Below are 25,696 nucleotides of genomic sequence, written 5' to 3' on the forward strand. Positions count from 1 at the left end.
AAGTCCGAGTCCGACATCCGCAAGATCGTGATGGACAAGCTCGAGCTGGTCGGTCTGCTCGGGGCCGAGGACAAGCTGCCCGGTGAGATCTCCGGGGGTATGCGCAAGCGTGCCGGCCTGGCCCGGGCGCTGGTGCTCGATCCGCAGATCATCCTGGTCGACGAGCCGGACTCGGGTCTGGATCCGGTGCGCACGACGTACATCTCGCAGACGTTGATCGACATCAACGCCGAGATCGACGCGACGATCCTGATCGTCTCGCACAACATCAATCTGGCGCGCACGGTGCCGGACAACATCGGCATGTTGTTCCGTCGGGAACTGGTGATGTTCGGTCCGCGTGAGGTGCTGCTGACCTCGGACGAGCCGGTGGTCAAGCAGTTCCTCAACGGCACGATGATCGGGCCGATCGGGATGTCGGAGGAGAAGGACGAGGCGCAGATGGCGCACGAGCAGGCGCTCGTCGACGCGGGGCATCATGCCGGTGGTGTCGACGACGTCGAGGGCATCGTGCCGCAGATGCAGGCCACGCCGGGCATGCCCGAACGCAAGGCCGTGGCGCGCCGTCACGAGCGGGTGCGGCAGATCCTGCACACCCTCCCGGAGAGCGCTCAGGCCGCCATCCTCGAGAGCTACGACCAGGAAGAAGCCGCGCACGTCGCGGCAGCGGTACCCGCAGGCTACGACGGCCGTGACGACGACACGCAGGTGATCCCCGTCTATCGCGAGGAATTCGATCAGCAGTACGGCCAGAAGTAGGAAACCAGATGGGGGTCGGCAGTAGTTCGCTCGTGCGTCCGGTACACGGTGCACTCACTCAAGCCGGGAACATCGTCGAACTGTTCGTCGACGTCGTGCGGAACACCTTCCGCCGCCCGTTCCAGTTCCGGGAGTTCATCGAGCAGGCGTGGTTCATCGCGAGCGTCACGATCCTGCCGACCGCCCTGGTCGCCATCCCGTTCGGGGCCGTCGTGTCCCTGCAGACCGGCTCGCTCATCAAGCAGCTCGGTGCCGAATCGTTCACCGGTGCCGCCAGCGTGCTCGCGGTGATCCAGCAGGGCAGTCCGATCGTGACCGCCCTGCTGATCGCCGGCGCGGCCGGATCCGCCGTCACCGCCGACCTCGGGTCGCGCACGATCCGCGAGGAGATCGACGCCATGAGGGTGCTGGGCATCGATCCGGTCCAGCGGCTCGTCGTCCCGCGTGTCCTGGCGATGATCCTGGTGGCGCTGCTGCTCAACGGACTCGTCTCGGTCGTCGGCATCGCCGGCGGCTACTTCTTCAACGTCATCCTGCAGGGCGGCACCCCGGGCGCGTATCTGGCGTCGTTCTCGGCGCTCGCCCAGTTACCCGACCTGTACGTCGCCGAACTCAAGGCGGCGGTCTTCGGTCTCATCGCCGGAGTCGTCGCCGCCTACAAGGGCCTGAATCCCGGGGCCGGCCCGAAGGGCGTCGGTGAAGCCGTGAACCAGACCGTCGTCATCACGTTCCTGCTGCTGTTCTTCGCGAACCTGATCCTGACGATGGTGTACCTGCAGATCGTGCCTGCGAAGGGATCCTGAAGCGATGACGATTGCAAAGGGCCGCGGAGATCTCTTCCTGCTCCGGGGCAGGAGGGTGCTGCGCGCACCGTTGAACGTCCTGGATCGCGCAGGCGACCAGATGTCGTTCTATGCGCGGGCGGTCGCGTGGACTCCGAAGACGATCACGCACTACCGCAAGGAGGTGCTGCGGCTGCTCGCCGAGGTCACCTTCGGCAGCGGTGCGCTCGCCGTCATCGGCGGCACCATCGGCGTCATCGCGATGATGTCCGGCTTCACCGGCGTCGTCGTCGGCCTGCAGGGTTACGCCGCGCTCGAACAGCTCGGATCGTCGGTGCTGACCGGCTTCCTGTCGGCCTACGTCAACACCCGTGAGATCGCGCCGATCGTGGCGGCGCTCGCGCTGTCCGCGACCGTGGGCTGCGGCTTCACCGCGCAGCTGGGCGCCATGCGCATCAGCGAGGAGATCGATGCGCTCGAGGTGATGGCGGTGCCGTCGGTGCCGTTCCTGGTCACCTCCCGCATGATCGCCGGATTCGTCGCCGTCATCCCGCTGTACATCATCGGCCTGCTCGCCGCGTATCTCGCGACCCGCGTGATCAGCACGTTGTTCAACGGTCAGTCCTCCGGCTCGTACGACCACTACTTCTATCTGTTCCTGCCACCGGAGGACGTGCTCTATTCGTTCGCGAAGGTGCTGATCTTCGCGTTCGTGCTGATCCTCATCCACTGCTACTACGGCTTCCACGCCAGCGGTGGCCCGGCGGGTGTGGGCGTCGCGGTGGGCCGGGCGGTCCGCACCGCCATCGTCACCATCGCCGTTCTCGACTTCTTCCTCAGCCTCGCGATCTGGGGCACGACGACGACGGTGAGGGTGGCCGGATGATCGAGACACCCTCGACGCTCCGCCGCCGCGTGCTGGGACTGGTGTTCTTCCTGGTCCTGGCGTTGTTCCTGGCCGGCACCATCGCGATGTACAACAAGGCCTTCAAGAAGGTCGTCGAGGTCGACCTGCTGACCGACAGCGTGGGCAACGCGCTTCCGCACAATGCCGACGTCAAGGTCCGCGGCATGATCGTCGGCGAGGTGCGCTCGACCTCGGTCGAGGACGGTCAGGTCACCGCGCACCTGGCGATCGACCCGGACAAGGCGGAACTGATTCCGGCCAATTCGACGGCCCAGCTGCTGCCGAAGACGCTGTTCGGTGAGCGTTACGTCGCCCTGCTGCTGCCCGAAGACCCGGCCCGTCCGCTCGCCGCCGGCGACGTCCTGGTGCAGGACACCAGCGCGCGGACCGTCGAACTCGGTGAAGTTCTCGACGGGGTCCTCCCGCTCCTGCAGGCCATCCCGCCGGAGGACCTGGCGAGCACGCTCGGTGCGCTCGCGCAGGGCCTCAGCGGTCGCGGCGAGACCCTGGGTCGCACGGTCGGACATCTCGAGCAGATCTTCCGCGAGGTCGGAGTCGAACTGCCGGCCCTGCAGGAGGACCTGCGCGGACTCGCGGACTTCTCGCAGACCTACGCGGAGGCGGCACCGGACCTGGTGAACGCGTTCAACAACCTGCGAACCACCGGAAACACCGTGGTCGAGCAGGAGAACCAGATCGCGGCCCTGCTGGTGTCCGCGACCGGTGCATCGTCCGACACCGCGGGCCTGCTGGAGACCAACGCGGCGTCGATCATCAGCATTTCCGCGGACTCGAAGGAGGCGTTGCAGCTGCTGGCCCGGTACTCGCCGTCGTTCCCGTGCATGCTGAAGGGTTTCGCCGATGCCGCGCCGGCCGCCGCGGGTGTGCTCGCGGTGGACGATCCCTTCCCCGGTGTGCGCGCAAGCGTCCAGTTCACGAATCCGAAGGGCCGCTACCTGCCGAACCAGGACGAACCCCGGCTGCTCGACGACCGGGGACCGGCCTGCTACGACAACGTCACCGCGCCCGGCAGGAAGTTCCCGCAGTACCCGGGCGGCTCGATCAACGACGGCTCCTACCAGGTGCCGTCCCGCAACCCCGGGCCCGAGACGATCCCGTTCTTCCCGGCCCCCGAGGGTTCCGGGGTTCCGGACGACGTCGGCGTGATCATCGGCACCGTTCCGGTGTCCTACACGGGCTCGGCGGCCGAACAGGAAACGCTCGACGTGATCTACGGGGCCGCGACCGGTCTCGAACCCGGTGACGTGCCGCGGTGGACCACCCGGCTCGGCGCGCCGGCGATGCGGGGAACGGAGGTGAGCTTCGAATGAGGGGACTGGCAGCACCTCTGATCAAACTGATCGTCTTCGCGGTCGTCACGGTCGTCGCGACGGGCATCCTCGCCGCGACCATCGCCAGCCTCGGCGGCGGTGGGGGCGAGAAATACCACGCCATCTTCTCCGACGTCACCTCGCTCAACAAGGGTGACGAGATCCGCATCGCGGGCGTACGGGTCGGGCAGGTGGAGGACATCTCGATCGTCGACGAGCGCAACGCCGAAGTGACGTTCACCGTCGAGGACCGCGACTACCTGCCCGCATCCACCACCGCGACGATCCGATACCGCAACCTCGTCGGCCAGCGGTACATCGCGCTCGGGCAGGGCGAGGGTGCACAGGGACAGAAGCTGAATCCGGGCGAGACGATCCCGCTCGAGCGGACCAAGCCCGCGGTGAACCTCACCACGCTGTTCAACGGTTTCCGGCCCCTGTTCCAGACCCTGTCCGCGGAGGACGTCAACAAGCTGTCGTACCAGATCGTCCAGGTGTTCCAGGGCGAATCGGGAACCGTCGACGACCTGGTGCGCAGCACCGCGTCGCTGACCAACACGATCGCCGACAAGGACGCGGTCATCGGCGCGGTCATCGACAACCTCAACACGGTGCTGACCACCGTCAACGAGCGGGACGACGAGCTCGATGCGCTGCTCGTGAACACCCAGGCGCTGGTCAGCGGCCTGGCCGCGGATCGTGAGACGGTCGGATCCGCGGTGCAGTCCCTCGCCGGTCTGACGGACGCGGTCGCCGACGTGCTCGAACCGACCCGCCCGGCGATCACACAGTCGATCACCGCGGTGAACCAGCTCGCCGGCACCCTGAACGCCAACAGCGGCGCCGTCGACCAGGTTCTGGAGACGCTGCCCGTCAAGCTCGAGAAGCTCGGCCGGGTCGCGAGTTACGGCTCGTGGTTCCAGTTCTATCTGTGCGGCATCGACGTCATCGCCGGTCCGGGCTCGGTCCCGTATCTGAATCTGCCCACCGGGCTGCCCACGGTGAACCAGCCGATCTACACCAATGCCGCGAAACGGTGCACGCAGGACGGAATGCAGGAGTTGCAGGGACGATGAGTAGACGTCGCAGTCCGGCAGCGGCCGGTGCCCTGGGCATTCTGGTGGTCCTGCTGGCCACGCTGTCCGCGTTCTTCCTGGACTCGCTGCCGATCATCGGTGCCGGCGCCACCTACAAGGCCGAGTTCAGTGAGGCGGCAGGCCTCAAGCCCACCAACGAGGTGCGCATCGCCGGCGTCAAGGTCGGCCAGGTCACCGCGGTCGAGCTCGAGGGTGACCGGGTCGTCGTCGAGTTCAACGTCAAGGACGCGTGGATCGGCGACGACACGTCGGCCTCGATCCAGATCAAGACGATCCTCGGCCAGAAGTACCTCGCGCTCGATCCGCGCGGAACCGAGGTGCTGAATCCGTCGGACGTGATTCCGCTCGAGCGCACGGTGGCGCCGTACGACGTGATCGAGGCGTTCTCGTCCGCAGCGACCACCCTCGGTGACATCGACTCCGAACAGCTCGCCGCCGGATTCGCTGCCCTGTCCGATGCGTTCTCCGAGACACCCGACGACGTGCGGGCCGCGCTCGACGGGGTGAGCCGGATCTCGGAGACGATCGCGAGCCGCGACCAGGAGCTGAAGAAGCTGCTCGACGCGACCGCGCAGACCTCGCAGATCCTCGCCGACCGCAATGTCGAGTTCAACCGGCTCATCAGCGACGGTGCGCTGCTGGTCGCGGAGCTCAACAACCGCCGGGAGGCGATTTCGCAGCTGCTCGACGGCACGCAGCGGATGTCGACCGAGCTGAGCGGTCTCGTCCGGGAGAACGAGGAGCAGTTCGGTCCCGCACTCGAACAGCTCCGCGGTGTCGTGCAGATCCTGCAGGACAACAACGACAATCTCGATCGTGCCTTCGAGCTGTACGAACCCTTCGTGCGCCTGTACACGAACGTCGTCGGCAACGGCCGCTGGTTCGACCAGGTCGTCGTGAACCTCACCCCGCCGGGGCTGCCGGACATTCCGGGCTACCGCGAACCGGGCCGCACGCTGGAAGGGGGTAACTGATGGCGCACGCCGAGAACGGGGACGACTCCACGCGCGGGAACGGACGCACGGCAGTGCTCGTCGCGCTCGCCGCGGCACTGGTGGCAGCGCTCGTCGCCGGCGGCTGGTACGCCTACCAACGTGTCGGCACGACCGAGATCACCGCGTACTTCGACAAGGCCGTCGGCATCTACGAAGGCTCCGACGTCCGGGTGCTGGGTGTCGAGGTCGGCAAGGTCCTGTCGGTCGAGCCGCAGGGCGATCTCGTGCAGGTCCGTATGCGCGTGAACCGCGGTGTGGACATCCCGGCCGACGCGCGGGCCGCGCAGATCACGCCGTCGGTCGTTGCCGACCGGTACGTGCAGCTCGCTCCCGCCTATACGGGCGGCGAGACGATGCAGAGCGGCGCGGTGATCCCGCGTGAACGCACGGCCACGCCCGTCGAGGTCGACGAGCTCTACGCCACCATCGACGAGCTGTCGCGCGCGCTGGGACCGGAGGGCGCGAACAAGGAAGGCGCGCTGTCGCAGTTCGTCGAGGTCGGCGCGGAGAACCTCGCCGGCAACGGGGAAGCGCTCGGCCGCAGTATCGATCAGCTGTCCGCGGCGACCCGCACCCTGAACTCCTCGCGTGACGACCTGTTCGGCACCGTCGAGAACCTGCAGGTGTTCGTGAGCGCTCTCGCCGCGAACGACGAGCAGGTACGGGTCTTCAACAGCCAGCTCGCCGAGCTGTCCGGATTCCTCGCGGGGGAGCGGGAGGATCTCGGTCAGGCCCTGAACCAGCTGTCGGTGACGCTGGGCGACGTCGCGACGTTCGTGCAGGACAACCAGGCGATCCTGAAGGACAACGTCGACGCGCTCGTGCCGATCACGCAGACGCTCGCGGATCGCCGGGATTCGCTGGTCAACTCGCTGACCCTGCTGCCGCTGGCGGTGAGCAACCTCGTCAACTCGTACGACGCGGAGGCCGGGGCATTGTCGTCGCGACTCGTGCTCACCGACCTCCAGGATCCGAACGCCGCCGTGTGCAAGCTGATCGACCTCGGAAAGCTGGTGCCGGGCGACGAACGCTTCGAACGGCTCGGACGACAGATGCAGCCGCTCATCGACCGATGCGGCGACATCATGGCGCAGGTGACCGCGGACCAGAGGTCGCCGGATCTGATCCTGCCGTTCGGCATCCTGAGCGGCGAGAACATCCAGCGGCAGGTGGTTCCGGGCACGGTGCCCGGCGTCGAATCGCCGCGACTGCAGCTCGGCGGAGAGGGGGGTGATCGGTGAGGCACTCGAAATCGGGGATCCCCTCGGTGGGATCGGGACGTGCGGTCGCCCTCGCCGCGGGGCTGTGTGTCGTGGCGGTGACGGTGTCGGGCTGCGGCGGGGGTTCCGATATTCCGCTGCCCGGTGGCCCCGACGTCGGAAGTGACCCGATGCACCTGACCATCGCGTTCGAGGACGTGCTGGACCTCGTGCCGCAGTCCGCGGTGAAGGTGGACGGGGTGCCGGTCGGTCGCGTCGAATCGATCTCCGTCGCCCCGGACGGCTGGACGGCGGATGTGGACGTCGTGGTCCAGTCCTCGGTGGATCTGCCGGCGAATGCGCTCGCGGAGGTCGAGCAGACCAGCATCCTCGGCGAGAAGTTCGTCCAGCTGAGCTCGCCCCCGACGGACCCGTCGACGCAGAGGCTGGCCGACGGCGATTCGATCCCCGTCGAGCGGACCCGCGCCGCGACCGAGATCGAACCGGTGCTGGGCGCGCTGTCGCTGCTGCTCAACGGCGGCGGTGTGGGACAGCTCGCGCCGGTGGTCAAGGAGCTGTCGACCGCGTTCGACGGGCGCGAGGGAACCACGCGCAGCCTGCTCGAACAGGCGGATCTGCTGATCGCCGGACTCGAACAGCAGAAGAACGACATCACGCGTGCGCTGGACGGCCTGGACACGCTGAGCTCGAACGTGGCCGCGCAGACCGACCGGATCGCCGGGATTCTCGATGAGCTTCCGGTCGCGACGGAGGTCCTCGAGCAGCAACGCCCGCAGCTCGTCGAACTGCTCACGCAGCTCGATCGGCTCGGCACGGTCGGAACCGATGTGCTCGAACAGTCGAAGGACGATCTGATCGCCGACCTGCTGGCATTGCGCCCGACTCTGCAGCAGCTCGCGATCTCCGGAGACGACCTGGTCGAGGCGTTGCCGTTCATCCCGACCGTGCCGTTCCCGGACGGGGTGGAGAAGATCGCGCTCGGCAGCTCGGTGAACCTGTTCCTCATCGTCGATCTGCAGATCGGGGACGCGCTCGCGGCCCTCGGTGTCGGACAGGGCGAGCCGGTCTACCGGGAGCCCAAGTTCGGTAACCCCAAGCCGCTGGTCGATCCGTCCAACCCGTACGTCGACGGCAACGGCCCGCGGCCGGGATGGCCGACGGTGTCGCTGCTGCCGATCCTGCCGACGCCCACCCTGCCCGAGGCGGTGCCGGGTCTCCCTACGGGTCTCGCCGGTCCCGCGGGCGCCGGAGCTCCGCCGGCCAATCCCCTGGAGGGTCTGATGAACCAGCTGGGCATCGGGGGTGGCGAATGAGATCACGCCTGGTCAAGGCGCAGCTCGCGGTGTTCGTGGTGATCGCGGTGCTCGGGGTGCTGTTCGTCGGCGCCCGGTACGTCCGTCTCGACAACCTGCTGGGCTTCGGGCAGTACACGGTGAACGCGCAGTTCGCGACGTCCGGTGGGGTGTTCAAGAACGCGGAGGTCACCTACCGTGGTGTCCCGGTCGGCCGGGTCGGCGAACTGTCGCTCACCGAGGACGGCCTCAACGTCGAGCTGAAGCTCGACAACGGCGGCCCGGACATCCCGGCGTCGGCACGCGCGGTCGTGGCGAACCGTTCCGCGATCGGTGAGCAGTACGTCGACCTGCGGCCCGATACCGCCGAAGGCCCGTTCCTGGTGGATGGGTCGGTCATCGAACAGGACCGGACCGCCGTTCCGATCCCGGTCGAGGACCTGCTGGTGAGCACGAACGACCTGGTGCGTTCGGTCCCGGTGGATGCCTTGCACACCGTCGTCACGGAACTCGGCGACGCGTTCGACGGTCGCGGTGACGATCTGCAGGTGCTCGTCGACTCGCTGGCCGAGCTCAGCGCGGCCGGAGTGGACTATCTGCCGCAGACGGTCACTCTCGTCCGGGACAGCGAGACCGTGCTGAACACGCAGTCGGTGCAGTCGTCGGCGATTCAGCAGTTCAGTTCCGATCTGGACCTGGTCACGGCGCAATTGCGCGAAAGCGACCCGGACATCCGGCGTCTCATCGAGACGGGACAGGCCGCCAGCGAGCAGCTGACCCAGCTGGTCGCGGACAGCGGTCCGGGTCTGACGACCGATCTCACCAACCTGGCACTGCTCGGCGACAAGCTCGCGCCCCAGGCGATCGCGCTGCAGCCGCTCCTGGCGTTCCTGCCCGCGGTGGCCGGCAGCTCCTCGACGGTCGCACCGGGCGACGGCGCGGTCCGGCAGGGCATCGTCCTCGAGACGAACAACCCGCCGTCCTGCACGATCGGATACGAGGGCACCTACGAGATCCTCGACGAGATGCACCGGCAGAACCCGAACTTCGACGACACGCAGCAGGACTTCCCGTTCAACACGAACGCGTCGTGCGAAGTGCCGCAGGGCAGCGTCACCGGCGTGCGCAGCGCCAACCGGATCGTGTTCGCCGACCCGCTGACCCTCCAGCCGTGGGACTTCATCCCGAAGAAGGACCCGGACAAGTTGAACCTGAACCCGATCGCGACGCAGCTGGCACCGCTGCTCGGGGTCACCCCGAAGTGAAGTGAGTAGGTTGTTGGAGTGAGCGAGGAGACCACAACCCGACCGGTAGGCGACAGGTTCCGCACGGTGGGGCTCGCGGTCGTCGGCGTCGTCGCGCTGGTCGCGCTGGCGGCCGCGATCTGGTTCGGTGTCGGCTGGGGGCGGGCGTTGTTCGTCGAGCGGCCCACGGCCGACGCGAGGGACGCGGCGCTGTCCGGTGCGATGCAGGCGGCGATCAATCTGAACAGTGTCGATGCGGACGACGTCGACCGATCGCTCGACAACATGCGGTCGTCGATCACCGGTGATGCGCTGGTGAACGATCTGAACGCCACCGAACAGCAGATCCGCGACCAGGTCGCGGCCACCGGCACCGGGATGGCGGCCGATGTTCTGTTCGGGTCGCTGACGGAGCTGAACACCGACGACGACACCGCGCGTGCGCTCGTGGTGTTGTCGGTGACCACGACGACGCCCACGAACTTCGTGAAGAACAAGGTGTCGGTCGAGGTCGCCGTCCGTAAGGACGGGGACATCTGGAAGGCGGAGACGATCCAGCCGCTCGGTTCGGTGGAGCTCGAGTCCGGTGCGAATCCGGAGGCCGCTCCGGCTCCCGCAGAACCGGCCGCGCCGCCCGCCGGAACGCCCCTGCCCGAAACTCCGCTGCCCGCCGAGCCGACGGCCCCGGCCGGACCGGCGCCCGGGCAGTAGGGGACCGACGGTGACCGAGCAACTCGAGGAGTGTGTGTAGTGCCGCCGCAACGACGCAATCCGGGAACCGGTGGGCCGCGCCGACGTCCGAAGATCGCCGGAACCGGCCGCGCGCAGGGCCCTGCCGGCGCCGCCCGGCCGACGGCTCCGACTGCGCGGCCGGCGGCTCCCGGGCAGGACACGAGCGCGCCGAAGCCCGAGGTCGGGGAATCGGTCGTCGAAGCCGGCACGCCCGAGGGCGCGGCGGTGGAGCTGTCCAAGAAATCCGAGCCGGAGACCGCAGCCGAGGCCGTCGAGACCCCTGAGTCTGCCGAGACCCCTGAGTCTGCCGAGAGCACTGAGTCTGCCGAGGCCACTGAGTCTGCCGAGAGCACTGAGTCTGCCGAGAGCACCGGGACTGCCGAGGCTGCTGCCGTGCCCGCCGAGCCGGAGCCCGGCCGGGAGGTCGCTCCGGAGGATGCCGCCGGGACGGAGCCCACGGCACGGGCCGGCACGCGTCCGCTGCTGCTCCTCGGCGGCGCCGCGGTCGCCCTGGGCGTGTTCGCGGTGGTCGCCGCGTTCCAGCCCGGTGCGAGGGTCGAGAACCGGGCGTGGGTCGACACGGCCGCGACCGCACAGGTCGAGCGCGCCGCCACCGAGGCCATCGAGACGATGCACGGCTACAACTACGAGACGATCGACGACAACTTCGCGGCGATCCGCAAGGTGCTGACGCCGGAGATGCAGGAACAGTTCGACCGGACCGCGGAGGTGACGAAGCAGGCCGCGGTGCAGACGCACACGGTCACGCAGGTCGACGTCACGCACATCGGGGTGTCCATGCTCGACGATTCGCGTGCGGAGGTGGCGGCATACATCAACGTCAGCGCGACGGGCGACGGGATCGCCCAGGGCAGCGCGGCGGCGCCGCTGCGGGTGCGGATGGAGCGGATCGACGGACGCTGGCTGGTCTCGGAACTGACCGACAGGTGACCCCGGTCGGGGGCTGTTTCGCTGCGGTCGGCGCGGTCCCGGCGAAACGATCTCTTGACGCGGAGAGCGGTAGCGGTCACTCTATCGGTACGCCCGCGCGAACTCGCGAGAAAGTCCGAGTTCCGGAGAGGGGCTTGCTTCAGGCACCCCTGTTGGACATCTGCCGTTTTTCGGTGTAGGTTAGGACTTTGCGCTGGCTGCCTCCTGTCCAAACCTCGTTCGCAAAGCCGGAAGTGCCCCCTCGTGGGGTGCCCGCCGCCGGTCTTCGTGATGGGGCTGTCGTTCGGGTTGTGACCAGCCGAAACGCCCCACTGAAGAAGCAGGTACAGCGGCGGTCGCACCGGTTGGAGCGGCCCGCGTGAGGTGCTGGAAGGACGCATCTTGGCAGTCTCTAGCCAGACCAAGGCAGTTGCCGGAATCCCCGGAGCCCCGAAGAGAGTCTCGTTCGCGAAGATTCGCGAGCCGCTCGAGGTCCCCGGGCTCCTCGATCTACAGACAGATTCCTTCGAATGGTTGATCGGCTCCGAGCGCTGGCGCGCGAAGGCTGCCGAACGTGGTGACGGGCCTGTTGTCGGCGGCCTCGAGGAGATCCTCGCAGAGCTCTCGCCGATCGAGGACTTCTCGGGTTCGATGTCCCTGTCCTTCTCCGACCCGCGCTTCGACGAGGTCAAGGCCTCCGTCGAGGAGTGCAAGGACAAGGACATGACGTACGCGGCTCCGCTGTTCGTCACGGCCGAGTTCATCAACAACAACACCGGCGAGATCAAGAGCCAGACGGTCTTCATGGGTGACTTCCCGATGATGACCGACAAGGGCACCTTCATCATCAACGGCACCGAGCGCGTCGTCGTGTCGCAGCTGGTGCGGTCCCCTGGCGTCTACTTCGACCGGAACGTCGACAAGAGCACCGAGAAGGACCTGCACAGCGTCAAGGTGATCCCGGGCCGCGGTGCATGGCTCGAGTTCGACGTCGACAAGCGCGACACCGTCGGCGTCCGCATCGACCGCAAGCGCCGCCAGCCGGTCACCGTGCTGCTCAAGGCCCTGGGCTGGACGAACGAGCAGATCGTCCAGCGCTTCGGTTTCTCCGAGATCATGATGTCCACGCTGGAGAAGGACAACACGGCCGGCACCGACGAGGCGCTGCTCGACATCTACCGCAAGCTGCGTCCGGGCGAGCCGCCGACCAAGGAGTCCGCGCAGACCCTGCTGGAGAACCTCTTCTTCAAGGACAAGCGCTACGACCTGGCGCGCGTGGGACGTTACAAGATCAACAAGAAGCTGGGCCTGAACAGCGGCCAGCCGATCGCGGCGTCCACCCTCACCGAGGAAGACATCGTCGCCACGATCGAGTACCTGGTGCGCCTGCACGCCGGTGAAACCGTGATGACCGCCCCCGACGGCGTCGAGGTCCCGGTCGAGGTCGACGACATCGACCACTTCGGCAACCGTCGTCTGCGCACGGTCGGCGAGCTCATCCAGAACCAGATCCGTGTCGGCCTGTCCCGCATGGAGCGCGTGGTGCGCGAGCGTATGACCACGCAGGACGTCGAGGCGATCACGCCGCAGACGCTGATCAACATCCGTCCCGTCGTGGCCGCGATCAAGGAGTTCTTCGGAACCTCCCAGCTGTCGCAGTTCATGGACCAGAACAACCCGCTCTCGGGCCTGACCCACAAGCGCCGCCTGTCCGCGCTGGGCCCCGGCGGTCTGTCCCGTGAGCGCGCCGGCCTCGAGGTCCGCGACGTCCACTCGTCGCACTACGGCCGCATGTGCCCGATCGAGACCCCGGAAGGCCCGAACATCGGCCTGATCGGCTCGCTGTCGGTGTACGCGCGGGTCAACCCGTTCGGTTTCATCGAGACCCCGTACCGCAAGGTCGAGAACGGCGTCGTCACCGACGAGGTCGTCTACCTGACCGCCGACGAGGAGGACCGCCACGTCGTGGCGCAGGCCAACTCGCCGATCGGTCCCGACGGCCGGTTCACCGAGGATCGCGTTCTCGTCCGTAAGAAGGGCGGCGAGATCGAGTACATCCCAGCCGCCGAAGTCGACTTCATGGACGTTTCGCCGCGTCAGATGGTGTCGGTCGCGACCGCGATGATCCCGTTCCTCGAGCACGACGACGCCAACCGTGCCCTCATGGGTGCGAACATGCAGCGTCAGGCCGTGCCGCTGGTGCGCAGCGAGGCTCCGGTCGTCGGTACCGGCATGGAACTGCGTGCCGCCGTCGACGCCGGCGACGTCATCGTCACCGAGAAGACCGGTGTGGTCGAGGAGGTGTCCGCCGACTTCATCACCGTGATGGCCGACGACGGCACCCGCAAGACCTACCGTCTGCGCAAGTTCGACCGTTCCAACCAGGGCACCTGCTCGAACCAGCGTCCGATCGTGGACGAGGGTCAGCGCGTCGAGGCCGGCCAGGTCCTCGCCGACGGTCCCTGCACCCAGAACGGTGAGATGGCGCTCGGCAAGAACCTGCTCGTGGCGATCATGCCGTGGGAAGGCCACAACTACGAGGACGCGATCATCCTGTCGCAGCGCCTCGTGGAGGAGGACGTGCTCACCTCGATCCACATCGAGGAGCACGAGATCGACGCCCGCGACACCAAGCTCGGTGCCGAGGAGATCACCCGCGACATCCCGAACGTCTCGGACGAGGTCCTCGCCGACCTGGACGAGCGCGGCATCGTCCGCATCGGTGCCGAGGTCCGCGACGGCGACATCCTCGTCGGCAAGGTCACCCCGAAGGGTGAGACCGAGCTGACCCCCGAGGAGCGGCTGCTGCGCGCGATCTTCGGCGAGAAGGCCCGCGAGGTCCGCGACACGTCGCTGAAGGTGCCCCACGGCGAGACCGGCAAGGTCATCGGCGTGCGCGTGTTCTCCCGCGAGGACGACGACGATCTGCCTCCGGGCGTCAACGAGCTCGTCCGCGTGTACGTGGCGCAGAAGCGCAAGATCCAGGACGGCGACAAGCTCGCCGGCCGCCACGGCAACAAGGGCGTCATCGGCAAGATCCTCCCGCAGGAGGACATGCCGTTCCTGCCCGACGGCACCCCGGTCGACATCATCCTCAACACCCACGGTGTTCCGCGTCGTATGAACATCGGCCAGATCCTCGAGACGCATCTCGGCTGGATCGGCAAGGCCGGCTGGAACATTCAGGTCGCGGAGGACGGCAGCCGTCCCGAGTGGGCGCAGAACCTGTCCGACGAGATGCTGTCGGCGGAGCCGAACACCAACATCGCGACCCCGGTGTTCGACGGTGCGCGCGAGGACGAGCTCAGCGGTCTGCTGGCCTCGACCCTGCCGAACCGCGACGGTGAGGTCATGGTCGGTGAGGACGGCAAGGCGACGCTGTTCGACGGTCGTTCCGGCGAGCCGTTCCCGTACCCGGTGTCGGTCGGCTACATGTACATCATCAAGCTGCACCACCTCGTCGACGACAAGATCCACGCTCGGTCGACCGGTCCGTACTCGATGATCACCCAGCAGCCGCTCGGCGGTAAGGCCCAGTTCGGTGGCCAGCGCTTCGGTGAGATGGAGTGCTGGGCCATGCAGGCCTACGGTGCGGCGTACACGCTGCAGGAGCTCCTCACCATCAAGTCGGACGACGTCGTCGGCCGCGTGAAGGTGTACGAGGCGATCGTCAAGGGCGAGAACATCCCGGAGCCGGGTATCCCCGAGTCCTTCAAGGTTCTCCTGAAGGAGCTCCAGTCGCTCTGCCTGAACGTCGAGGTGCTCTCGAGCGACGGCGCGGCCATCGCGATGGCCGACGGCGACGACGAGGACCTGGAGCGGGCAGCGGCCAACCTGGGCATCAACCTTTCCCGCAACGAGTCGGCCACGGTCGACGACCTCGCGAACTAGGAAGCCGACCCCGGAGGAGGCGCGTATGGACGGCAACGACGACGCCGCATCCTTCGCGCCTCCCCGGGGGCCCGGCAGCGATAGCGACAACTAGCAGCAACACAACCCGCACAGGGGAAAGGAAGTTACGTGCTCGACGTCAACTTCTTCGATGAACTCCGCATCGGCCTGGCCACCGCAGAGGACATCCGCAACTGGTCGTACGGCGAGGTCAAGAAGCCGGAGACCATCAACTACCGCACGCTCAAGCCCGAGAAGGACGGACTCTTCTGCGAGAAGATCTTCGGCCCCACCCGGGACTGGGAGTGCTACTGCGGTAAGTACAAGCGCGTCCGCTTCAAGGGCATCATCTGCGAGCGCTGCGGCGTCGAGGTGACCCGCGCGAAGGTCCGCCGTGAGCGGATGGGCCACATCGAACTGGCCGCACCCGTCACCCACATCTGGTACTTCAAGGGCGTGCCGAGCCGCCTCGGCTACCTCCTCGATCTGGCGCCGAAGGATCTCGAGAAGATCATCTACTTCGCCGCCTACGTCATCACCTCGGTCGACGACGAGCTCCGCCACAACGAGCTCTCGACCCTCGAGGCCGAGATGGAGGTCGAGAAGAAGACCGTCGCCGACCAGCGCGACGCCGACCTCGAGGCCCGCGCGCAGAAGCTCGAGGCCGATCTGGCCGAGCTGGAGGCCGAGGGCGCCAAGTCCGACGTCCGCCGCAAGGTCAAGGACGGGGGCGAGCGCGAGATGCGTCAGCTCCGCGACCGCGCCCAGCGCGAGCTGGACCGTCTCGACGAGATCTGGAACACCTTCACCAAGCTGGCTCCGAAGCAGCTCATCGTCGACGAGCTGATCTACCGCGAGCTGCAGGATCGCTACGGTGAGTACTTCACCGGCGCGATGGGTGCCGAGGCCATCCAGAAGCTCATCGAGACCTTCGACATCGACGCAGAGGCCGAGCAGCTGCGCGAGATCATCCGCAGCGGCAAGGGCCAGAAGAAGCTGCGTGCGCTGAAGCGACTGAAGGTCGTCGCGGCGTTCCAGCAGTCCGGCAACTCGCCGATGGGCATGGTTCTCGACGCCGTTCCGGTGATCCCGCCGGAGCTGCGCCCGATGGTTCAGCTCGACGGTGGCCGCTTCGCGACCTCCGACCTGAACGACCTGTACCGCCGTGTCATCAACCGCAACAACCGCCTCAAGCGACTGATCGACCTCGGCGCGCCCGAGATCATCGTCAACAACGAGAAGCGGATGCTGCAGGAGTCCGTCGACGCGCTGTTCGACAACGGTCGTCGCGGCCGGCCGGTGACCGGTCCGGGCAACCGCCCGCTCAAGTCGCTGTCCGATCTGCTCAAGGGCAAGCAGGGTCGTTTCCGTCAGAACCTGCTCGGCAAGCGTGTCGACTACTCGGGCCGTTCGGTCATCGTCGTCGGCCCGCAGCTCAAGCTGCACCAGTGCGGTCTGCCGAAGCTGATGGCGCTCGAGCTGTTCAAGCCGTTCGTGATGAAGCGTCTGGTCGACCTGAACCACGCGCAGAACATCAAGTCCGCCAAGCGCATGGTCGAGCGTCAGCGCCCGCAGGTGTGGGACGTCCTCGAAGAGGTCATCAACGAGCACCCGGTGCTGCTGAACCGTGCACCGACGCTGCACCGCCTCGGCATCCAGGCGTTCGAGCCGCAGCTCGTCGAGGGCAAGGCGATCCAGCTGCACCCGCTCGTGTGTGAGGCCTTCAACGCCGACTTCGACGGTGACCAGATGGCCGTGCACCTGCCGCTGTCCGCGGAGGCGCAGGCCGAGGCCCGCATCCTGATGCTGTCCTCGAACAACATCCTGTCGCCGGCATCGGGTCGTCCGCTCGCCATGCCGCGTCTGGACATGGTCACGGGTCTGTTCCACCTGACCCGTCTCGTCGAGGACGCCGTCGGCGCGTACGCCCCGGCCACCGCCGATCAGCCGGAGCAGGGCGTGTACTCGTCCCCGGCCGAGGCCATCATGGCCGTCGACCGCGGTGCGCTGTCGGTGCAGGCCCCGATCAAGGTGCGTCTGACGCAGCAGCGTCCGCCGCGCGAGATCGAGAACGAGCTGTTCCCCGAGGGCTGGCGGTACGGCGACGCGTGGACCGCGCACACGACCCTCGGTCGCGTGCTGTTCAACGAGCTGCTGCCCGTCAACTACGGCTTCGTCAACGACATCATGCCGAAGAAGCGTCAGGCCGCGATCATCAACGATCTCGCCGAGCGCTACCCGATGATCGTCGTCGCGCAGACCGTCGACAAGCTCAAGGACGCCGGCTTCTACTGGGCGACCCGTTCGGGTGTGACCGTCTCGATGGCGGACGTGCTCGTTCCGCCGGAGAAGAAGGAGATCCTCGAGCGGTACGAGGCGCAGGCCGATCAGCTCGAGCGCAAGTTCGCGCGTGGTGCTCTCTCCAAGGAGGAGCGTCGCGACTCGCTGGTGAAGCTGTGGCAGGAAGCGACCGAAGAGGTCGGTCAGGCCATGGAGGCGCACTACCCGGACGACAACCCGATCCCGACGATCGTCAAGTCCGGTGCTGCGGGCAACATGACCCAGATCCGCTCGCTCGCGGGCATGAAGGGTCTGGTGACGAACCCGAAGGGCGAGTTCATCCCGCGTCCGATCAAGTCCTCGTTCCGTGAGGGCCTGACCGTTCTCGAGTACTTCATCAACACGCACGGTGCCCGTAAGGGTCTGGCCGATACCGCTCTGCGTACCGCCGACTCGGGTTACCTGACCCGTCGTCTGGTGGACGTCTCGCAGGACGTCATCGTTCGCGAGGTCGACTGCGGCACGCCGCGCGGCATCGAGATGACCATCGCGGAGCCGGAGCGCGACGCCGAGGGCAACGAGACCGGCAAGCTGGTCCGCGACGCCCACATCGAGACGAGCACGTACGCCCGTACGCTCGCCTCCGATGCGGTCGACGCGAACGGCAACGTGATCGTCGAGCGCGGTTCCGACCTGGGCGATCCGGCCATCGAGGCGCTGCTCGAGGCCGGTATCCAGAAGGTCCGCGTCCGTTCGGTGCTGACCTGCGACACCGGCACCGGTGTCTGCGCCACCTGCTACGGCCGCTCGATGGCGACCGGCAAGCTCGTCGACATCGGCGAGGCCGTCGGTATCGTCGCCGCGCAGTCGATCGGTGAGCCGGGTACGCAGCTGACGATGCGTACCTTCCACCAGGGTGGCGTCGGTGAGGACATCACCGGCGGTCTGCCGCGAGTCCAGGAGCTGTTCGAGGCCCGCGTCCCGAAGGGCAAGGCCCCGATCGCCGACGTCTCCGGCCGCATCCGGCTCGAGGACGACGACCGCTTCTACAAGATCACGATCGTGCCGGACGACGGTGGCGACGAGGTCGTGTACGACAAGCTGTCGAAGCGTCAGCGCCTGCACGTCATCCGCAAGGCGAACGGCACCGAAGGTGTTCTCGCCGACGGTGACTACGTGGAGGTCGGTCAGCAGCTCCTCGAGGGTGCTGCCGATCCGCACGAGGTGCTGCGTGTGATGGGTCCCCGCCAGGTGCAGATCCACCTCGTCAACGAGGTCCAGGAGGTGTACCGGAGCCAGGGTGTGTCGATCCACGACAAGCACATCGAGGTCATCGTGCGCCAGATGCTGCGCCGCGTGACGATCATCGATTCGGGCGCGACGGAGTTCCTGCCCGGTTCGCTGGTCGAGCGGAGCGAGTTCGAGGCATCGAACCGCCGGGTCGTGGCCGAGGGCGGCGAGCCCGCTGCCGGTCGCCCCGTGCTCATGGGTATCACGAAGGCGTCGCTGGCCACCGATTCGTGGCTGTCGGCGGCGTCGTTCCAGGAGACCACTCGCGTGCTGACCGACGCGGCGATCAACTGCCGCTCGGACAAGCTGATCGGTCTCAAGGAGAACGTGATCATCGGTAAGCTGATCCCGGCCGGCACCGGCATCAACCGGTACCGGAACATCCAGGTCCAGCCGACCGAGGAGGCCCGCGCGGCCGCGTACGCCATCCCGGCCTACGACGACCAGTACTACTCGCCGGAGGGCTTCGGCCAGAACACCGGCGCCGCGGTCCCGCTCGACGACTACGGTTACTCGAGCGACTACCGGTAGGCAACTACCGTAGACACGCAGGTCCCGCCCCTTTCTCTTCGGGGGCGGGACCTTCGTGTATTCGGCGTACGGGACGCCGCACCCCATCCGTGGACGGACTCCTGCACGAAGTCTCCTCGGGCGGGCCGTACCGCGATGACGACGCTTTCGATTCGATTGTGCTGCAACAGATTCCGATCCTGGATCGCAGGCACTGCCTGCGCCGCTCGCAGGCCCCGGCTTCGGGCCCGGCGGCGAGATCCCGGAACGTAAATCCCGAGATGGTCGAAATTTCGATTATCAACCCCGGTGAGTGGGTTCCGGATCGACAACTTCGAGCCCATAGACAGTTTCTTTGACTGGATCCGCATATTTGTAAACGAATACGGCCCCATCGGGTATTAATTGTGCTATGCGGAACGCCCGTGCTAGCCTGTGAAAGTCGATCGGGAGGGGTCGGCGAAATTCGATACACCTTGGGGGCACGGTGACTTATCGCATTCAGCTGCTCGAGCAGCTTTCGGTTTCGACATCAGGCCGGTCCGCGAATTCCCGCGGATCGGTTTCTCGACGTTCGTCGAATTCTCGCTTTTCGTAATTCGAGTTATTTCTGAAGTTTCGATCGACGCGGTATCGGCCGGCTCGCGTGACGTGTGTGGCCGGCGGAAAACGATGCGTCGGCATATCTCGAAACGAACTGCACATTCTCTGTCTGCCGCACTGTAATTGCAGTGCGGTATCGAATCCTGCGCGGATGAAAAATAAGGAGAAGTTGTATGCGTGTCGTCGTCGTGGGCGCCGGATATGCGGGAACGATTGCCGCGAATCGGCTGGCGAAGAAGGTTCCCGATGCCGAGATCACCATTGTGAACGATCGTCCGGAGTTCGTGGAGCGGGTTCGCCTGCACCAGCAGACCGCCGGCACCGGTGGCGCCGCGACGCCACTGTCGTCGATGCTGCGCAAGGGGATTGCGTTCCGTCTCGGAAGCGCCGTGAAGATCGGGGGCAACCAGGTCGTCCTCGCCGACGGCGAGCAGCTGGGATTCGACTACGCCGTCATTGCCACCGGCGGATCGGTCCATCCGATTCCCGGGTCGATTCCTGTCGGGACCTGGGAAGGTGCCCGTATCGCGGAAGCGCGGCTCGCGGGTCTGCAGGACGGCGGCGACGCCGTTGTCGTCGGTGGGGGACTGACGGGCATCGAAACCGCGTCCGAGATCGCACGTTCCCGCAAGGGGCTGAAGGTGCGGCTCGTCGCCGACGAGTTCGCGGCAGGCCTGTCCGAGGGCGCTCGCCGAAAGGTGCGGAAGTCGCTGGAGAAGGCCGGTGTCGAAATCCTGGCGGACCGGATCGTCGGCATCTCCCAGGGGCAGGGGCGTGACGTCGTTCGTCTCGCATCGGGTTCCGCGTTCGAGACGGACGTGACGTTGTGGGCCGTGATCTCCGGTGTGTCGGACTTCGTGGCGCAGAGTGGCCTCGCCGTAGACGAACGGGGCCGGGCGCTGGTCGATCGGTTCCTGCGGAGCGAGGGATCGCCCAACGTCTTCGTCGTGGGGGACTGTGCGGCAGTTCCCGGCGCACGTCCGTCCTGTGCGACGGCATCACCGCAGGGCGCGCACACGGCCGACAATCTGCAGCGGATCTCCCGCGGGAAGGATCTCGCGCCGTACTCGATGGGTTACGTCGGCCAGGCTGTCGGCCTGGGTGGGATGAATGCACTCATGCAGCTGGTGCGATCCGACGACAGCCCACGGAATCTGTATTTCTCCGGATTCTTCGCAGGCGTGACGAAGGAGATCGTCAGCCGGTACGCGAAATTCGGATCACGAACCGCAATCTATGTATGGAGAAAGGGTCGAATTTGAGTGGGGGTCTCATCACTGTCGGCCACCTGGAGGATCGGATAAGGGAGCGTCTGGGGGACGTCGTTCCGGACGAATTCGAGATCACGGCGGAAACGCGACTGGACGACCTGGGTTTGACGAGCCTGCAGTTCGGCGACCTTCTCATGGAATTGGAGGACGAACTCGGCTCGGACTTCGACCTCTATCTGGTCGACGATGTCGTCACGGTCGGCGAACTCGCCGACCTTCTCGAACAGCAGGCACCCCGGTGGTCTGCGACGGAACAGGCAAGGGAAGTCACCTAATTGAATCCGCGAAACGAAGCGCCGGACAATTTCTGGACGCGAATATTTGTCACCGCAACCGATTATCGGACCGGTCTGAATTTCTGGGAGGGGCGCCAATATGCGCCCTATTCGCGCGCGGATCTCGTCGCCGAGGCAAGGAGGGTGGCGGGAGAACTCGCCTCGGACGGGGTTCGGAAGGGCGACGTCGTGGCCATCGTGCTCGACAACTCCGCCGCCGCCGTGAGGTCGCTGCTGGGCTGCTGGTATCTGGGCGCCGCCGTTGCGTCCCTACCCGAACGGGTGGTCGGCACCGACGCCGAAAGCTACTGCACCCAGATCGAATCCATCGTCGATCGGATCCGTCCGCCCCTCCTTCTCTGCAGCGACCGGGCGCTTGCGGACATCCGGCAGTCGGCCGGCGTGGCGTCGGTGGTGCGCAGCTTCGAGGCTCTGGGATCGGAGCAGGTCGCAATCGCATCGGAACCGGACTTTCCCGGTCTCCACGACCCGGCGTTCATCCAGTTCTCGTCCGGGAGCACCGGCAATCCGAAGGGCTGTGTGCTCAGTGCTTCGGCCATCGCACACCAGCTGGACATGATCGCCGAGATGGTCGACTTCGGGCCCGGCACGGTCGGTGTGAACTGGGCGCCGTTCTCGCACGACATGGGGTTCTTCGGCGGTCTGATGAGCGGACTGTGGAACGACGGCGAGGGCTACTACTCGACGACGGCACGATTCCGCTTGTCGCCCCGCACCTGGCTGGAAGATCTCGCCCACTATCGCGCGACGTACACCTCGGCATCGCCGACGGCTCTGCACGTCGCGGCACAGGTCATGCACATCCGGAAGAAGCCGTTGCCGGGCGACCTCGCTTCCCTCAGGTGCCTCATGGTGGGCGCGGAACGGATCAGCTGGGAGGTCGTGGCCGACGTGCAGGAATGCCTGGGTCCGTACGGGCTCCGGGCGGACGCGGTACGGCCCGCGTACGGCCTCGCGGAAGGAACGCTGGTGGTGACCGCGTCCGCGAACGATCGCGAACCCGGATACTGCAGTGTCGACGCGCTCGAGCTGGCGGAGGGACACGTCCGGTTCGTGCCCGAGAGCGACGAGAACTCGTGCCGGATCGTCAGCTGTGGGGTGCCGCTGCCGGGTGTCGAGCTGGACGTGCCGGAAGGGGCCGGCCGATTGGCGTCGATCAGGTTCCGTTCGCCGTCGGCGGCGACGGGTTACTACTCGAACCGGGAAGCCACGGCCGCCCGCTTCGGTGCCGACGGATTCGTCGACACCGGTGATCTGGGTTTCGTGCACGGCGGTGAGCTGTACCCGGTCGGCCGCGCGGACGATCTGATCTGTATCGGCGGGCGCAACGTATACGTGAACGCCATCGAGTCGGAGATCGAGGCCACGATCGAAGGACTGCGCAGCGGAAGCACCGCGCTGATCGACTCGACACCCCACGCCGGCGATCGCACGCTGGTCTACATTGCCGAGGTGGGCGGGACGAACATCGACGGCGCCGGTATCGCGCGCGAGATCGCACACACATGCAGGCGCAGAAGCGCGCTCGTCCTGGACAGGGTTGTCCTGGTTCCGCGGCGCACGTTGCCCCGCACGCCGTCCGGCAAGATTCAGCGGCACAAGTGCCGATCGATCGTCGAGCATTCCGGCGGCGCGCACCAGATCATCGAATCCATCAGCGTTCGCTGATTGCCCGTCCTCTGTTTCACCCGCGCGCGATGGGGCGCGCGGGCATCCTCTGTGATCTAGAGCGAAAGTGGTTGTTACACATGCTCAAGCGACCCAAGAACTTGGGATTGATGTTCGAATGGCATGCGGGCAGGTCGAGGCAGCTGACCGTCCATCTCGATCGTCCACTCGATATCGAAGGTCCGGACGGGCCGCTCTTCTACAACGGCCGGGCGCTCGCCGACCTCGTCGCGGAAGCCTCGGGCTGGCTCCGCGCCGCGGGGGTCGGCCGCGGCGACCACGTGGCGGTCGTGAAACCGAATCATTTCGACATGATCGTGCTGGCAGCGGCCGCGGCCCGGATCGGCGCGGTCGCAGCGCTCGTGTCCGCCGCGGACACGCCGCACCACCATGCCGCACTGCTCGATCGGATTCGGCCGGTCGTCTCGATCATCTCGTCGGACGTCCTCGAACGAGCCGCATCCGCCGGGCTGGACCTGCGAGGACACGGCACGACGATCGTGCTCGGGCGCGACGCGGATCCCGCCCGCGCCGACGAACTGGACCTGAAGTCGCTACGGGGAAAGCCCGTTCCGAAGCCCGACCCCGCCCCCGACGACGCGCCGATGTTCATCACCCACACGTCCGGCACGACCGGGGTGCCGAAGCTGGTCGTCCACTCCGCGACGTCCAACCACTACGCGAGCAGGCTCGAGCTGACGCCGTTCCCCGTGATCGTCAATCGCCGGTCGGACACGACCCTGGTATCGATTTCGTTCGCCCACTCCCGCTCGCTCGCATGGATCGGTGCGCAACTCAAATGGGCTCCGGCGAAGGTCGTCGTGGCGAGCCGGTACGAACCCGAATCCGTGGAGAAGGTGTTCGAGCAGCATCTGCCCACGACCGTCGAGGCCACACCGAACGTCTACCAGCGGTGGAAGGTCCTGGCGGAGAGGCGGCCCGAGCTGTTCGCTCACGTGCGGTTCTACCTCAACACCTTCGACCTGATGCACCCGTCGACCGTCCGGACGTTCCTGAACGCGTCCAGCCGGCGTCTTCCCGTCTGGGCGCAGTCGTGGGGTCAGAGCGAGGTGGGCCCGATCGCAGGTGCGCTGTATACGCGGGCGATGGTCCGCCGGCGGGGTGTCGCCTCGACGAACAACGTCGGGTGGTCGGTGCCCTGGCTCATCCGGACCCGGGTCGTCGACCCGGAAACGGGAGAACCGGTGAGGCGCGGGCGGACCGGAATACTCATGTCGCGCAGTCGATCCCGTTGCATCGACTATCTCGGCGAGACGGACCGGCACGAACTGAAGTCCGCCGGAGAATGGTGGAACACCGGCGATCTCGGATACAAGGATCTGCTGGGCCGGGTCAGGTTCGTGGATCGCGCGGTCGACGAGATTCCCGGGCTGAGCGGCACCGAACTCGAAAGTATCCTGCTCGACCGCATTCCCAACGCGATCGAGGTGATCGTGCTGGGGGTCTCGGGAAGTGCGCCGCTGCCCGTGCTGAGCCTGGACGGGGGTTCGATCAGCGACGCGGAATGGCGGGCGGCGACGAAGGGCCTGCCTGCGATGGCCGATCCGGTGGTGATCGCGTGGGAGGACCTCCCGCGGACCTCGACCTGGAAGGTTCGCCGCGGCGCACTCCGGCGGTCGCTGGTGGGTACCGAGCTCGGTGACGGAGTGAGCACGTGGACCTAGAGGCAACCGCGAGGGACGGCCTCGTCGACGAGGTGTTCGCGGTTTTCGAAGGTGAGCTCCGGGAGGTCCTGCGCACCGTTCCCTACAACAGTGCGGCGCAGTTCGTCGACCTCTTCGGCGACGGGGAACGCAGTCCGCGGCTCGGAGCGGCGTGCGTGTTCCAGACACTGGAGGTCGCGAGGCGGGTCGAGGAACGCACGGGTATTCCTGCTCGTCTGATACCGGACGGTCGGCACCTGGCAGCGATCTTCGAGTACGAGGGCGGACTCGTCCTGCTCGATCCCTACCTGCTGCACACGACTCCGATCCACATCGAGGCACGTACTGTACGCGCGGGGTCGGGGCGGGTGGTCTCGACCGCGGCTCCGGTGCGCACGGACTCCAGGGGAGTGGTCCGGCCGGGACGGCTCACCGCGCGCTACCGGACCTACGGCGACGGCTGGGTCGTTCGCCTGGAGTATTCGAAGTTCAGCCCCACCCGGGGCAGATATCTGCTGTCCAGGCTGTTCACGTTGCGCTCGGAGGACGCATTCGACCGGCCCGACGGCGGGCTTCGGGTCGAGGCGCTGCCGCGGGAGTTCCTGGCGTCGATCCTGACCGATCCCGAGCAGACCAGCCTGTCCATCCGGGCGCTGGACGATTCGCTGGAACACACCTGTGAGGTCATCCTTCCGTTGCACGGCTATGCAGGGCGGATCTTCTCGGCCGGCGACCTCTGGCTGCGGGACAGCGCGGGGGTGTCCTTCCCGCACTCGGATCCGGCCGCAGCGCCGGTGTGGAATGAACTGGCCGCCTCGACGGGGCTCGGTTCCGCCGACATCGTCGATCACCTGCTGTGCGCCGCCGACATCTATCGGAGCGTCGCCGATCCCGACGGCGACGTCCAACCCTATTCGTTCGAGAGTGAGTGACG

The 25,696-nt window shown here is 66.8% G+C and carries 18 protein-coding genes; all 18 read left to right on the forward strand.

Going from position 1 to position 25,696, the window contains the following annotated elements; genetic code table 11:
• Positions 1-759 (forward strand): ATP-binding cassette domain-containing protein (locus ACWDUD_RS13025; RefSeq protein ID WP_450109604.1); only part of this gene is annotated, 759 nt, incomplete at its 5' end.
• A gap of 8 nt (positions 760-767) precedes the next feature.
• Positions 768-1,562, forward strand: coding sequence for an MlaE family ABC transporter permease (locus tag ACWDUD_RS13030; RefSeq protein ID WP_197250540.1), 795 nt, complete (start codon positions 768-770; stop codon positions 1,560-1,562).
• A gap of 4 nt (positions 1,563-1,566) precedes the next feature.
• Positions 1,567-2,427 carry an MlaE family ABC transporter permease gene (locus ACWDUD_RS13035; RefSeq protein WP_450109605.1) on the forward strand — a complete coding sequence of 287 codons (861 nt, stop codon included), beginning with the start codon at positions 1,567-1,569 and terminating at the stop codon, positions 2,425-2,427.
• The gene (locus ACWDUD_RS13040) at positions 2,424-3,779 is read left to right on the forward strand and encodes an MCE family protein (RefSeq protein ID WP_450109606.1); all 1,356 of its coding nucleotides are present in this window, start codon (positions 2,424-2,426) and stop codon (positions 3,777-3,779) included. The genes ACWDUD_RS13035 and ACWDUD_RS13040 overlap by 4 nt, the downstream gene beginning before the upstream one ends.
• Entirely contained in the window at positions 3,776-4,855 is a 1,080-nt protein-coding gene (locus tag ACWDUD_RS13045; protein WP_450109607.1) for an MCE family protein, read from the forward strand. Before ACWDUD_RS13040 ends, ACWDUD_RS13045 begins: the two co-directional genes overlap by 4 nt.
• Complete coding sequence (locus ACWDUD_RS13050) at positions 4,852-5,850, forward strand: MCE family protein (protein ID WP_450109608.1); 999 nt, start codon at positions 4,852-4,854, stop codon at positions 5,848-5,850. The genes ACWDUD_RS13045 and ACWDUD_RS13050 overlap by 4 nt, the downstream gene beginning before the upstream one ends.
• Positions 5,850-7,112 (forward strand): MCE family protein, encoded by a 1,263-nt coding sequence (locus ACWDUD_RS13055; RefSeq protein ID WP_197250535.1) that lies wholly within the window; start codon positions 5,850-5,852, stop codon positions 7,110-7,112. Before ACWDUD_RS13050 ends, ACWDUD_RS13055 begins: the two co-directional genes overlap by 1 nt.
• 26 nt (positions 7,113-7,138) lie before the next feature.
• Entirely contained in the window at positions 7,139-8,404 is a 1,266-nt protein-coding gene (locus ACWDUD_RS13060) for an MCE family protein (protein WP_450109609.1), read from the forward strand.
• The gene (locus tag ACWDUD_RS13065) at positions 8,401-9,648 is read left to right on the forward strand and encodes an MCE family protein (protein WP_450109610.1); all 1,248 of its coding nucleotides are present in this window, start codon (positions 8,401-8,403) and stop codon (positions 9,646-9,648) included. Before ACWDUD_RS13060 ends, ACWDUD_RS13065 begins: the two co-directional genes overlap by 4 nt.
• Positions 9,649-9,714: 66 nt before the next feature.
• On the forward strand, positions 9,715-10,338 hold the full coding sequence (locus ACWDUD_RS13070; protein WP_248676097.1) for a hypothetical protein: 624 nt from the start codon (positions 9,715-9,717) through the stop codon (positions 10,336-10,338).
• 39 nt (positions 10,339-10,377) lie between these two features.
• Positions 10,378-11,310 carry a hypothetical protein gene (locus ACWDUD_RS13075; RefSeq protein ID WP_248676085.1) on the forward strand — a complete coding sequence of 311 codons (933 nt, stop codon included), beginning with the start codon at positions 10,378-10,380 and terminating at the stop codon, positions 11,308-11,310.
• Between the two features lie 363 nt (positions 11,311-11,673).
• Positions 11,674-15,180 carry a DNA-directed RNA polymerase subunit beta gene (gene rpoB, locus ACWDUD_RS13080; protein WP_197250531.1) on the forward strand — a complete coding sequence of 1,169 codons (3,507 nt, stop codon included), beginning with the start codon at positions 11,674-11,676 and terminating at the stop codon, positions 15,178-15,180.
• 129 nt (positions 15,181-15,309) lie between these two features.
• Positions 15,310-19,281, forward strand: a complete 3,972-nt coding sequence (locus ACWDUD_RS13085; protein WP_197250530.1) for a DNA-directed RNA polymerase subunit beta' — start codon at positions 15,310-15,312, stop codon at positions 19,279-19,281.
• A gap of 755 nt (positions 19,282-20,036) precedes the next feature.
• Positions 20,037-21,125 (forward strand): NAD(P)/FAD-dependent oxidoreductase, encoded by a 1,089-nt coding sequence (locus ACWDUD_RS13090; RefSeq protein ID WP_248676086.1) that lies wholly within the window; start codon positions 20,037-20,039, stop codon positions 21,123-21,125.
• Positions 21,122-21,409 carry an acyl carrier protein gene (locus tag ACWDUD_RS13095; protein WP_450109611.1) on the forward strand — a complete coding sequence of 96 codons (288 nt, stop codon included), beginning with the start codon at positions 21,122-21,124 and terminating at the stop codon, positions 21,407-21,409. Before ACWDUD_RS13090 ends, ACWDUD_RS13095 begins: the two co-directional genes overlap by 4 nt.
• On the forward strand, positions 21,410-23,098 hold the full coding sequence (locus ACWDUD_RS13100; protein WP_450109612.1) for an AMP-binding protein: 1,689 nt from the start codon (positions 21,410-21,412) through the stop codon (positions 23,096-23,098).
• Between the two features lie 80 nt (positions 23,099-23,178).
• The gene (locus ACWDUD_RS13105; protein ID WP_248676089.1) at positions 23,179-24,783 is read left to right on the forward strand and encodes an AMP-binding protein; all 1,605 of its coding nucleotides are present in this window, start codon (positions 23,179-23,181) and stop codon (positions 24,781-24,783) included.
• Positions 24,774-25,694: a hypothetical protein gene (locus ACWDUD_RS13110; RefSeq protein ID WP_248676090.1), complete on the forward strand. Its 921-nt coding sequence runs from the start codon at positions 24,774-24,776 to the stop codon at positions 25,692-25,694. Before ACWDUD_RS13105 ends, ACWDUD_RS13110 begins: the two co-directional genes overlap by 10 nt.
• Positions 25,695-25,696: the final 2 nt, after the last annotated feature.

It is taken from the genome of Rhodococcus sp. NPDC003382, assembly GCF_053589135.1.